This window comes from Mycobacterium sp. NPDC050551, assembly GCF_040674075.1.
Taxonomy (GTDB): domain Bacteria; phylum Actinomycetota; class Actinomycetes; order Mycobacteriales; family Mycobacteriaceae; genus Mycobacterium.
In genome coordinates, this window is sequence record NZ_JBFARC010000003.1 from 264931 (window position 1) to 277094 (window position 12164).

The window sequence follows — 12164 nt, forward strand, 5'->3', positions numbered from 1 at the left end:
CCTACGGCAGGATCGAGTCGACGTACCCGCCGTCCACCCGCACCGCCGCGCCGGTGGTGGCCGACGCCAACGGAGATGCCAGGTACGTCACCAGATTCGCGATCTCCTCGGGTTCGATGAGGCGCTGCAACAACGACTGTGGCCGGTGCAGGCGCATGAATTCGCGCTGCGCCTCGTCCCACGGCAGCATGGGGTCCACCAACTCGTAGACGAACTTCTCGACACCCGCGGTGTGCGTCGGCCCGGCGATCACCGAGTTGACCGTGACGCCAGTCCCCGCGGCATCCTTGGCGAAGCCCCGCGACACCGCCAGCAGCGCCGTCTTCGACACCCCGTAGTGGATCATCTCCTCGGGGATGACGATGGCCGAGTCGCTGGCGATCTGAATCGCCCGGCCCCAGCCGCGGTCGGTCATCCCGGGCAGATAGCTCCGGATGAGTCGCACCGCGGCGAGCACGTTCACCTCGAAGTAGGTGCGCCACTGGTCGTCGGTGATCTCCCGCGCAGGCACCGCGCCGAAGATGCCGAGATTGTTGACCAGGATGTCGACGGCAGGCAGTTCGCGCAGCAGCTCGGCGACCCCGTCGTCGGTGCTGACGTCGGCCGCGATGCCGACCACGTCGCCGTCGAGCGCGGCCACCGCCTCGTCCACCCGGTCATGGCTGCGGCCGTTCACCGCCACGCGGGCGCCGGAGGCCGCCAGGCTGCGGGCGATCGCCAGGCCGATGCCCTGGGTGGAACCGGTGACGAGTGCTGTCTTACCGCCGAGATCGATGTTCACACTGGTTTACGACGGCCTGCGCTGCCGGACTATTCCGTCAGCTCTCCACGTCGATCTCGCGGAGCTCCCTCTTGAGGATCTTTCCGGTGGGGTTGCGGGGCAGCTCGTCGAGGAAGATCACCTCGCGCGGCACCTTGTAGCGCGCGAGGTTCTCCTTGACGTAGGTCTTGATGGTCTCCTCGTCGACGCTAGCGCCGTCGACCTTGACGACGAACGCCCGGAGCCGGTGACCCCACTCCTTGTCCTCGACGCCGAGCGCGGTGGCCTCGACGACCTCTGGATGGCCGCTGATCAGGTCCTCGACCTCGGCGGGGAAGACGTTCTCACCGCCGGAGACGATCATCTCGTCGTCGCGGCCGCTGACGTAGAGAAGTCCGTGCTCGTCGAAGTAGCCGACGTCCCCGGAGGACATCAGGCCGTCGATGATCTGTTTGTGGCCACCGCCGGTGTAGCCCTCGAACGGGAAGGTGTTGCCGACGAAGATGCGGCCCACCTCGCCCTTGGGCACCTCCTTGCCGTTCTCGTCGTAGAGCTTGACTCTGACGCCCTTGACGACGGGGCCGACCGTGGCCGGGTTCTTCTGCAGATCCTGCGGGCGGGCGATGGAGGCGAACGCGATCTCGGTGGACCCGTAGAGGTTGTAGACGACGGGCCCGATGTCCTTCATCGCGCGTGTCGCGAGTTCGGCGCCGAGCTGCGAACCGGACACGAACACGATCCGCAGCTTCGACAGATCGGGCTTGGGGTCCGTCTTCTCCAGTTGGTCGAGGATCCGGGACAGCATCACCGGAACGACGACCATCGCCGTCACGCCGTGCTTCTCCAGATCGTCGAGCACGGTCGCCGGCTTGAACCGCCGCCGCAGCACCAGCGTGGAGCCCAGCATCATCGCGATCGTCGCGTGCAGGAAGCCCAGCGCGTGGAACATCGGTGCGGGCAGTGACGTGATCTCACCGGCCTTGAACGGCACATGCGACAACACGCCGCCGATGGGCGCCAGCGACGGCGGGGTGCTGCGGTTGGCGCCCTTCGGGGTGCCGGTCGTCCCGCTGGTGAGGATGATGATCGACGAGTGCTTCGACGCCTTGGGCGCCGGGGTCTTGCTGCTGCGCTCGACGATCTCGGCCAGCGTCTCCGCGGAGCTCTCGGAGGGTTCGTCGTTGTCGGGGTTGGTGCCGAGCGCCCGCAGGAAGCCCAGCTCGGGCTCGGCCTGCGCCATCGCCTTCGTGTACTCGTCGTCGTGGATGATGACCTTGGCGCCTTCGCGCTCGGACACCTCCTTGACCTGTGGGCCGGAGAACTCGCTGTTGAGCAGGATGATGCGGGCCCCGGTACGTGCGGCGCCGTACACCGCGACGAGGAACCAGCGGTGGTTGCGGGCCAGGATCGCGACTCCGTCGCCACCCTTGACGCCCTTCGCGAGAAGGGCGTTGGCGACCGCATGCGCGGCGGCGTCGAGTTCGCCGAACGTCATCTCGCCGTCATCGTCGATCACGGCCGCGCGGTGCGGCGTGCGGCGTGCGTTGAGCGCCGGGATCATGCCGAACTCGCCCCATCGGCGGATGTCGGCCAGCATGGCGGCGACGTTCTGCGGCGGCTCGACCTTGAAGGCCCCCGCCTCGAACATCTTGCGCGCGTAGTGCAGTTCGGCCGAGCCCCGGTCGAGATACTGCTTGGCCTTCGCGGCAGCCTGCAACGGGAGATCAGTCAGCTTCGGCATGACCACACCTTATGTGTTCCATGTCGCACCGGAGGGCGGTATCGCCAGTCCCTACCATTGCTGGTATGGCCGGATCCGCGTCGAAGGGTCAGTCGCTCGAGGTGGCCGGTCGGCAGGTGTCGATCACCCATCCGGACAAGGTCGTCTTCGAGGCATTCGAGAGCCGTCCGGCGGTCACCAAGCTCGACCTGATCCACTACTACCTCGCGGTCGCCGACGGTGCGCTGCGCGGCGTCGAGGGCCGGCCGATGATCCTGAAACGCTTCGTCAAGGGCATCTCCGAGGAAGCGGTGTTCCAGAAGCGCGCCCCGAAGAACCGTCCGGATTTCGTCGACGTCGCCGAGCTCCGCTACGCCTCGGGCACCTCGGCCGAGGAAGCGGTCATCCGGGACGCCGCAGGCCTGGCGTGGGCGGTGAACATGGGCTGCGTCGACCTCAACCCGCATCCGACGCGCGCCGACGACCTCGCCCATCCCGACGAGCTGCGCGTCGACCTCGATCCCATGCCCGGCGTCGACTGGCGCCAGATCGTCGCCGTCGCCCAGGTCGCCCGCGAGGTGCTCGAGGACCACGGACTCACGGCGTGGCCGAAGACGTCCGGCTCTCGCGGCTTCCACATCTATGCGCGCATCCACCGCCGCTGGCCGTTCAAGTTCGTCCGGCTCGCCGCGCAGGCGGTCGCCCGCGAGGTGGAGCGGCGAGCGCCCGACCTCGCCACCGCGCGGTGGTGGAAGGAGGAGCGCGAAGGCGTGTTCGTCGACTTCAACCAGAACGCGTTCGACCGCACCGTGGCCTCGGCGTACTCGGTGCGCGCACTTCCCGACGCCCGGGTGTCCACGCCGCTGCGGTGGGACGAGGTGGCCGGGTGCCGGCCGGAGGCGTTCACCGTCGTGACCGTGCCTGCCCGGTTCGCCGAACTCGGCGACCCGTGGGAGGGCATGGACGACCACCCGGGCGCCCTGGACGGGCTGCTCGACCTGGCGGACCGGCTGGGGCCGGCGGAGAAGGCGCCGCGGGGGGCCGCCCGCGGATCGACTGCGGGGACCGGACGGCGCCACTCGACGATGCCGCTGATCGAGATCGCCAGGACCAAGACCAAGGACGAGGCGATGGCGGCGCTGGACACCTGGCGCGGTCGGCATCCCGCGGTCGCCGAACGCCTGGAGCCCGCCGACGTGCTGGTGGACGGCATGCGTGGGCCGAGCTCCATCTGGTACCGGATCCGGATCAACCTCCAGCACGTTCCGCGGGATCAGCGGCCACCGCAGGAAGAACTGCTCGCCGACTACAACCCGTGGGAGAACTACTCCGGCGGCCAGATGCGGGATCGCTGAGCGAACACCTGTCGAGAACTCGGAGAAACGTCGCGGTACCCACCGAACGTTAAGGATATGCGGCCGGAGTCTAAGACCTTCATGTGAAACCGGTGAGTAACAAAAGCCGCCGAGACCTGCCGAAATCCTGTTCTTACCAAAGGCTTAGCGCTCACCACCCAGCCGCCTTAGATTGGCCGCTTAGCTTTGGGGACATGTTCGAGCGGCGGCGCACGAAACGCCGCTACAGCGAACCAACGGAGGGAGGCAGGTCATGGCACTGAGAAGCGTCGACTCAACCCCCGGTGTTGCCTTTCGGTACGGCAACCCGGCGACCGACTGCGACGGTGTGCGGATGCGGGCATGCTGCCGCCAGCTGGCCACCGTGGTGACGGTCAGCGGCGACATCGACACCAGCAACGCCAACTGCGTCCGCGCCTACGCCAAGCGCAACATCCTCGCCGAGAAGCCGCTCGTGATCGACATGAGCAGCGTGACCTCCTTCTCCGTGCAGGCCGTCGAGTTGCTGTTCGATCTGGACGACGACTGCTACCGCACCGGTGTCGAGTGGGCACTGATCGCCAGCCCTCCGGTTCTGCAGGCGCTGCGGGCCACCGGCCCGGAGTCCGACTTCCCGCTCGTCGGCTCGGTGCCTGAAGCCATGCACCACTTCCGCGAGGGCATTCTGGCTCGCCGCCGGTTGCTGCCGCTGCTGACCAAGACCGCCTAGAGAAAGTCGAGATAACCATGTTGATTGACGTCCGCTGGCTGTCGTTCCTGCTGAAGCGCCGCCACCACCAGAGCCATCCCGCCGCCGCGTAGCGGCGACTGATCGATCCGATCGCCTCCGCCGAACACCGGCGGTGCGGTTCTCCAGACGACCCGAAGGCCGCGGAGCCACCAGGCTCCGCGGCTTTCGTCGTCCGGCGGGTCGATTCACCTGCGTCCCTGCAGCACAGCCTCGATGTTGCGCTCGGCCAGCGCGGTGATGGACATGAACGGGTTGCAACCGAGGTGACCGGGCAGCAGCGACGCATCGTTGACGTACAGGCCGTCGTATCCGTTGACCCGGCCGTAGCCATCGGTGGCGCGGCCGCGCACACATCCGCCGAGCGGGTGAACGGTGTTGGGCGCGAACACCTCTCCGTCGAAGATGTCGTCACGGTACTCGACATCGTTGGCCTGGGTGATCCGGTCGAACACCGCGCGGGCCCGTGCGGTGAGATGCTCGGTATGGCCCTGGGGCCAGAGGATGTCGATCGAGTCGGAGCCCTTGTCGTAGGTGATCGCGGCGCGGTCACCGGTCTTGACCATCACGTAGTAGCCCAGCGCATAAGTCTCCACCGGTAACGGAATCGAGAACATGCTCGCGTACACCGGGTTGTCCGGATCGTCGCGGCCGTCGAGGTTGATCATGCCCATGATCGACTGCTGCGTGCCCGCCGGTGTGTTGTCACTGAGCATGTGCGCGACCATCATGTCGCCGTTGTTGCCATAGCCGCCGCCGATCTCGGAGCTCAAATTCGGCAGCGTGCCCGTGTCGCGAGCCTTCAGCAGCAGCTTCGTGGTGCCCAGCACTCCCGCGTTGAGATGCAGTTGATCGCAGCCGATCTCCTCGCGGGCCACCTCGGTCCCCCATCGGTCGATCTCGCGCACCGACACCACGTACTCGCCGCTGCGCTCGCGACGGATGTCGGTGACCTCGGTGAGGGGGCGAAGGCTGACGTTGCCGGTGGCCAGCGCCGCCGCGATGTAGGTCTGATCGACGCTGCCGAAACGCCCGTGGTTGTTGCCGAACTGCTGCTCGAAGTCCAGGGCGGATCGCGGAACCTGCCCCGCCTCTTCTTGTTTCATGTAGTCGAAGGAGTAGGCGCTGCCGTTGTAGTCGACGGAGTAACCCGCCGCCGCGGCATACTGCCGGCCCACCCGGGCGTACTGGTAGTAGGGCGTGCGCTCGAACCAGTCCATGTCGCGGTAGTTGATGCGCAGTGTGGACTTCGCTCGCTCGACGTAGGTGCCGAGGAACTCGGCGGGGTCGATGTCGGGGAATGCCTCCCGCAGCTGCGCCGTGGTGGGGATCGCGGCGATCGCTGCGTTGACCATCGACCCGCCGCCCACCCCGATTCCCCGGAAGACGTTGTGGGCGCCGTGCACCGCCTTCTCGCAGATGCCTGCCTGCACCGGCTGGGCCGACGGCGTCCGCTGAGCCACCATCTCCATCGAGATGCCCTGGAAAGACGGAACGAGGCTGGGCGGGGTCTCGGTGAACCAGCCCGCCCGGGTGTCGGCGGGCAGGATCCGGGAGAACCGCTTGCCGTCGTCGTCGGCGGCATCCCAGAGCCGTCCCATCTCGAGGATGAGCGTCTGCACGCCCGCCTGCCCGAGCCGAAGCGCGGACACACCGCCGCCGTAACCGCTGCCGACCACGATCGCCGGGAAGTGGCTTCGCGTGCGCGTCGGGCGTGCACCTGATTCCAGCCACACCGATGCGCCGGCGGTGGCCGCCACGGCCGCCGCGCCGGCCTGAAGGAACCGTCGTCGCGACAGCACCGTCATCCCCGGCCCTCCGATCCTTCGTCGACTCGGACTAGAGCGAATCTACAATACTTAACTAAAAATGCAATCCTGTGTGTCCTTCATGCCCTGAAGACAAAGTCCGACTTGTCCCGCACGCCACAGTCCGGACAGTTCCAGTCCGGTGGCACCACGGTCCACGGCGTGCCAGGCGGGAATCCCTCACGGTCGTGGCCTGCATTTTCGTCGTACCGATAGCCGCATTCCGGGCAGAACGCCGAACCCACTGTTGCTCTCCTCTCGCGCGGGCCGACCACGTGCGGGCCGCGCGAGACTGTAAACAGAGTTATGTTACGAACGTGTTACCACATTTGCAGAGTTGGTAACAGCAAGGTAGATAGGTAGTCCATGGGATCCACTGCATCGCCCAGTCGCCCCCGGACCGTGCACACCGAGCGCGGCGAGATCCCCATTCCCCGATGGCACGACCCGAAGCGGTACCTCTGGCTGCTGGGGGCGGTCGTGCCCGCCAACGTCGCCGCGTCCTGGCTCGCCGTGTACCTCACGGGTAACGGCCTGTTCTGGTGGTTCACCCCGGCACTCGCGTTCGTCGCCGTGCCCGTCCTGGACTGGGTGGTGGGCGACGACGCCGAGAACCCGCCCGACAGTGCGCTGGCGTGGCTGGAGCACGACCGGCTCTACCGCTGGGCGACGTATCTGTACCTACCCAACCAGTACGGGTCGGTTCTGCTCGCGTGCTGGTTCTGGGCCGGCGGTGGGTGGCTGACGATGTCTGTCGCCGACAAGGTCGGCTTGATGGTCACGGTCGGCATCATCGGCGGCATCGCGATCAACACCGCCCACGAGCTCGGCCACAAGCGCGCACCCGCGGAGAAGCGGCTGAGCAAGGTGGCTCTCGCGCAGACCTGGTACGGCCACTTCTACATCGAGCACAACCGCGGTCACCACGCGCGGGTGGCCACCGCCGAGGATCCCGCGAGCGCGAGATTCGGCGAAAGCCTCTACGCGTTCATCCCGCGCTCGGTGCTGGGCAGCCTCCTCTCCGCGTGGCGGATCGAGAGCGCACGGTACGAGCGCCTCGGCCGGTCCCGCTGGACGTTGCGCAACGATGTGCTCAACGCCTGGCTGATGAGTGCCGTGCTGTTCGTCGTGCTGGTCGCGTGGTTCGGAATCACGGTGCTGCCGTGGCTGATCGGGCAGGCGATCATCGGCTTCTGCCTCCTCGAGGCGGTCAACTACCTCGAGCATTACGGGTTGCGCCGGCAGAAGCTTCCCGACGGTCGGTACGAGCGGGTGCGCGCCGCGCACAGCTGGAACAGCAACACCGTCGTCGCCAACGTGTTCCTCTTCCACCTGCAGCGCCACTCCGACCACCACGCGCATCCGCTGCGGCGCTATCAGTCGCTGCGCCACGCGGACGAGGCACCGCAGTTGCCCGGCGGTTACGCCACCATGCTCGTGCTCGCCTTGGTGCCGCCGCTGTGGCGCCGGGTGATGGACTGGCGGGTGGTGCAGCACTACGGCGGCGACATCCGGTTGGCCGCACTGAGTCCGCGGCACCAGCGGGGTCTGCTGGTCGCCTCCGCACCCGCAGGCTCAGTGACGATCGGCGGAGCTCACCCCGCGGCGACCGCGACCACCCGCACGACGGTGAAGCGGCGCCGCGAGATCCGCCAGCCCGCGGCGGTGCGGGCGAATTCGTCGTCGTAGAACCCGGCGGCGTTCACCCCAGAGGTGTTGTCGGCAGACATGATCAGCGCGTCGACGTAGCTGCGCGCCGACGCCGTGTCGCCGTCCACCGCGACGGCGTGGTTGGTGATCCGGTGCAGCGTGTGGCCGGCCATCGCGTGCGTCTGCTTCATGAAATCGCTGACGGCGTCGACCCCGTCCCAGCTGCCGATCTCGCCGTAGTCGAGGACGCAGTCGTCGGTGAAGACCGTGCGGAACAGCGGCCAGTCCCGCCGGTCGATACCGGTCGCGTAGCGCACCAGGACGTCACTGATGTCGAGGCGATCCTGCACGTCGGTCATGGTCTCTCCGTTCTTCGCGGGTCAAGGGTCAGGCGATGGCGCCGGCCGCCTTGAGGGCGTCGATGCGGTCCCAGTCCATGCCGATATCCATCAGCACCAGTTCGGTGTGCTCCGATGCCTGCGGAGCGCGGGTGGTCTCCAGCGGTTCGTGGTTGAACTGCACCGGGCCGCGCACGACCTTGAACGGCGCGCCGCCGTCGTTGGCCTCGACCTCGACGATCATGTCGTTGGCCAGCGCCTGCTCGTCGGCGCCCAGGTCGACGAGGCTCTGGAACGGCGCCCACTGCCCCTTCATCGTCTTGAGGTGCTCACGCCAGTAGTCGAACGGCTTGCTGCGGATCGAGTCCGCGATGTGTTCTGCTGCGGCAGCGGCATTCTCGATCAACGGCAGGACATCGCTGAACCGTGGGTCGTCGGCCAGTTCCGGCAGTCCGAGATGCTCGAACGCGTCGCGGATGTACCCGGTCGGGCTGACGATGCAGAGGTTGATGGTGCCGCCGTCGGAGGTCAGGTAGTTCCCGAGAAACGGGTTGACCGTCGGCCCTACGGCGTCGGGCAGAAGCGAACGCATGGTCTCGCCGGTCTCCATACCCTGCGTGACGCTGGCTCCCGCGGCCCACCACGCGGTGCTCAGCAGCGACACGTCGAGTTCGACCGCCTCGCCCGTGCGTTCGCGGTGGAACAGCGCCGCCGAGATGCCGCCGGCGATGTTCATCCCGCCGATCGAGTCACCGAACGCCGGAATCCCCTGCGACAGGGCGCCTCCCAGCCCCTCGGGTGTCAGCGCGTGCCCGACGCCGCTGCGGGTCCAGAAGGCGGTGCCGTCGAAGCCGCCGGTGTCGCGTTCGGCTCCCTTGTCGCCGTATGCGCTGCCGCGGGCGTAGATGATGTTCGGGTTGGCGGCGCGGATGTGCTCGATGTCGAATTTGTTCTTCTGGCGCTGCGCGGGCATGTAGTTGGTCAGGAACACGTCGGAGGTCTTGGCGATCTCGTAGAGCACCTCCTGACCGCCCGGCGTGGACACGTCGATGCCGACGCTGCGCTTGCCGCGGTTCGGGTGCTCGATCAGCGGATGGCGGTTCGGGTCGAGCTGCTTGCCGCCCATGTTGATGAACCCGCGCTGGGTGTCACCGCGCACCGGATGCTCCACCTTGATCACATCGGCGCCCCAGTCGGCGAGGATGGCCCCCGCGGCCGGAACGAACGTGAACTGTGCGACCTCGAGGACCCGCACGCCGTCCATCACCTTGATCACTATCGGACCTCTCTCCGTCGAACGGTCTGCCCTCACCCTAGTGGGCCACTTACCGTTGCACCGACGGTACGAGGCCGCCCGATGAACAGGACGGCAGCGCCGGATCGCTTTAGGGTCGAGCAATGAATCGTCTCGACCGCTTCTTCGAGATCTCGGCGCGCGGGTCGACGGTAGGCACCGAGATCCGCGGCGGTGTCGTCACGTTCATCGCGATGGCCTACATCATCGTGCTGAACCCGATCATCCTGTCGAGCTCCGAGGACGTGACCGGCGGTCGCCTCGAATTCGACCAGGTGTCGGCGACGACGTCGCTGGCCGCCGGCGTGATGACGATCCTGTTCGGCGTCATCGCCCGGATGCCGTTCGCGTTCGCCGCGGGGCTGGGCATCAACTCGTTCCTGGCGACCACCGTCGTCGGCGAGCTCACCTGGCCGGAGGCGATGGGACTGGTCGTCATCAACGGCCTGATCATCGTGCTGCTCGCCGCGACCGGCCTGCGCAGGCTGGTGTTCGACGCCGTGCCGATGGAGCTGAAGCTGGCGATCACCGCGGGCATCGGGTTGTTCATTCTCTTCATCGGGGTGGTCGACGCGGGCTTCATCGGGTCGACCGGGGCGCCGTCGCCGCCGGTGGGCCTGGGCTTCGGGGGCGTCGGCTCCATCAACACCGTCCCGACGGTCATCTTCGTGTTCACCCTGCTGGTGACCGCCGTGCTGGTGGCCCGGCGGGTGCGCGGTGGCATCCTCATCGGGCTCGTCGCAGGCACCCTGGTGGCCGTCGCGGTGGAGGCGATCTGGGAGTTGGGGAAGGCCACCGAGCGACCGGGCGGCTGGAGCCTGTCGGTGCCGACGCTATCGGGTTCGCCGTTCGCCCTGCCGGACCTGTCGCTGGTCGGCGCGTTCAGCCTGGACAGCTTCGGCCGCATCGGCGTGCTGGCCGCGCTGATGCTGGTGTTCACCCTGGTCTTCACCAACTTCTTCGACGCGATGGGCACGTTCACCGGCCTGTCCCGGGAGGCAGGCCTGGCCGACGACGACGGCACCTTCCCGCGGTTGAAGTCGGCGCTGATCGTCGAGGGCGCGGGCGCGGCGGTCGGCGGTGCGACGTCGGCGTCGTCGAACACGGTGTTCATCGAGTCGGGCGCCGGTATCGAGGAGGGCGCGCGCACCGGGCTGGCGAACCTGATCACCGGCGCGCTGTTCCTCGCCGCCATGTTCGTCACCCCGCTGGCCTCCATCGTGCCGACCGAGGTCGCCGCGGCCGCACTGGTGGTCGTCGGCGCGATGATGGTCTCGCACCTGCGCCACATCGACCTGTCGGAATTCTCGGTGGCGCTGCCCGTCGTGCTGACCGTGGCGACGATGCCGTTCAGCTACTCGATCGCCAACGGCATCGGCGTCGGCTTCATCGCCTGGGTGGTGCTGCGCTCGGCCGTCGGCAAGGCGCGCGAGGTCAGCCCGCTGCTGTGGGTCGTCGCCGCCGGCTTCCTGCTCTACTTCGCCCGCGACTGGATCGAGTCCCTCGTCGGTGCGTGATCGGAACGGTTGAACCAGGCCGTGGCCGGTAATCTGCTCACCATGACGGAGACCCGATGAGCGCCGGTCTGTTCGCCCTTCTCGACGACGTGGCCGTGCTCGCCCGCCTCGCGGCGGCATCGATCGACGACATCGGCGCGGCCGCCGGGCGCGCCACCGTGAAGGCCGCCGGCGTCGTCGTCGACGACACCGCGGTGACGCCGCAGTACGTGCACGGTCTGGCGGCCGAGCGGGAACTGCCGATCATCAAGCGCATCGCGATCGGGTCGCTGCGCAACAAGCTGGTGTTCATCCTGCCCGCGGCGCTGCTGCTCAGCCAGTTCCTGCCGCAGTTGCTGACCCCGATCCTGATGCTCGGCGCGACGTATCTGTGCTTCGAGGGCGCCGAGAAGGTCTGGGGGCGCATCCGAGGACACGACGCCGGCGCCGCACCGGTCATCGCCGCCGGTCAGGACGCCGAGAAGTTCATGGTGACAGGAGCGATCCGCACCGACTTCATCCTGTCCGCCGAGATCATGGTGATCGCGCTCAACGAGGTGGCCGACCAGTCGTTCTGGCCGCGCCTGGTCATCCTGGCCATCGTCGCCGTGGTCATCACCGCCGCGGTGTACGGGGTCGTCGCCGGCATCGTGAAGATGGACGACGTCGGGCTGGCGCTGGCGCAGCGCTCGTCGAAGTTCGCCCAGCGCATCGGCCGCGGCCTGGTCGCGTTCATGCCGAAACTGCTCGGCGCGCTGGCGCTGATCGGCACGGTCGCGATGCTGTGGGTCGGCGGGCACATCCTGCTCCTCGGCACCAACACGCTCGGCTGGCACACGCCCTACGAACTGGTCCACCACGCCGAGGAGGCCGTCCACCACGCGGTCGCCGGCGTCGGCGCGGTGCTGGCGTGGCTGACGAACACCGCGGCGTCCGCCGTGATCGGCCTGGTGGTCGGCGCCGTCGTGGTCGCGATCGTGCACGTGCTGCCGTTCGGCAAGCGCGAGAAGCACTGA

Annotated in this window: 11 protein-coding genes; 5 read left to right on the top strand and 6 right to left on the bottom strand. The window is 67.8% G+C overall.

The window, feature by feature from the left end; genetic code table 11:
• Position 1: 1 nt before the first annotated feature.
• Both AB0K11_RS13750 and fadD2 read right to left on the bottom strand, forming a co-directional pair.
• The gene (locus AB0K11_RS13750) at positions 2–781 is read right to left on the bottom strand and encodes an SDR family oxidoreductase (protein ID WP_364977288.1); all 780 of its coding nucleotides are present in this window, start codon (positions 779–781) and stop codon (positions 2–4) included.
• A gap of 37 nt (positions 782–818) precedes the next feature.
• Positions 819–2501, bottom strand: a complete 1683-nt coding sequence (gene fadD2 / locus AB0K11_RS13755; RefSeq protein ID WP_364977290.1) for a long-chain-fatty-acid--CoA ligase FadD2 — start codon at positions 2499–2501, stop codon at positions 819–821.
• Between the two features lie 65 nt (positions 2502–2566).
• Here fadD2 and AB0K11_RS13760 point away from each other — a divergent pair, with 65 nt between their 5' ends.
• Both AB0K11_RS13760 and AB0K11_RS13765 read left to right on the top strand, forming a co-directional pair.
• Complete coding sequence (locus AB0K11_RS13760; RefSeq protein WP_364977292.1) at positions 2567–3835, top strand: DNA polymerase domain-containing protein; 1269 nt, start codon at positions 2567–2569, stop codon at positions 3833–3835.
• 253 nt (positions 3836–4088) lie between these two features.
• Positions 4089–4544, top strand: coding sequence for an STAS domain-containing protein (locus tag AB0K11_RS13765; protein ID WP_364977294.1), 456 nt, complete (start codon positions 4089–4091; stop codon positions 4542–4544).
• 206 nt (positions 4545–4750) lie between these two features.
• Here AB0K11_RS13765 and AB0K11_RS13770 read toward each other — a convergent pair whose 3' ends face one another.
• Both AB0K11_RS13770 and AB0K11_RS13775 read right to left on the bottom strand, forming a co-directional pair.
• Entirely contained in the window at positions 4751–6370 is a 1620-nt protein-coding gene (locus AB0K11_RS13770) for a GMC oxidoreductase (protein ID WP_364977296.1), read from the bottom strand.
• An 80-nt stretch (positions 6371–6450) separates the two neighbouring features.
• Positions 6451–6645, bottom strand: coding sequence for a rubredoxin (locus AB0K11_RS13775; RefSeq protein ID WP_364977298.1), 195 nt, complete (start codon positions 6643–6645; stop codon positions 6451–6453).
• 91 nt (positions 6646–6736) lie between these two features.
• Between AB0K11_RS13775 and AB0K11_RS13780 the strand changes: the two genes are divergently transcribed.
• A complete protein-coding gene (locus AB0K11_RS13780) occupies positions 6737–8059 on the top strand; it encodes an alkane 1-monooxygenase (protein ID WP_364977300.1) in 1323 nt (440 codons plus the stop codon).
• On the opposite strand, the gene AB0K11_RS13785 is transcribed toward AB0K11_RS13780, so the two are convergent.
• Positions 7966–8379, bottom strand: a complete 414-nt coding sequence (locus AB0K11_RS13785) for a nuclear transport factor 2 family protein (RefSeq protein WP_364977302.1) — start codon at positions 8377–8379, stop codon at positions 7966–7968. The two genes, AB0K11_RS13780 and AB0K11_RS13785, sit on opposite strands and share 94 nt — an antisense overlap.
• A gap of 28 nt (positions 8380–8407) precedes the next feature.
• Complete coding sequence (locus AB0K11_RS13790; protein WP_364978433.1) at positions 8408–9622, bottom strand: CoA transferase; 1215 nt, start codon at positions 9620–9622, stop codon at positions 8408–8410.
• Positions 9623–9756: 134 nt separating this feature from the next.
• On the opposite strand from AB0K11_RS13790, the gene AB0K11_RS13795 reads away from it, so the two are divergent.
• A complete protein-coding gene (locus AB0K11_RS13795; protein WP_364977304.1) occupies positions 9757–11169 on the top strand; it encodes an NCS2 family permease in 1413 nt (470 codons plus the stop codon).
• A gap of 56 nt (positions 11170–11225) precedes the next feature.
• Complete coding sequence (locus AB0K11_RS13800; protein ID WP_364977306.1) at positions 11226–12164, top strand: DUF808 domain-containing protein; 939 nt, start codon at positions 11226–11228, stop codon at positions 12162–12164.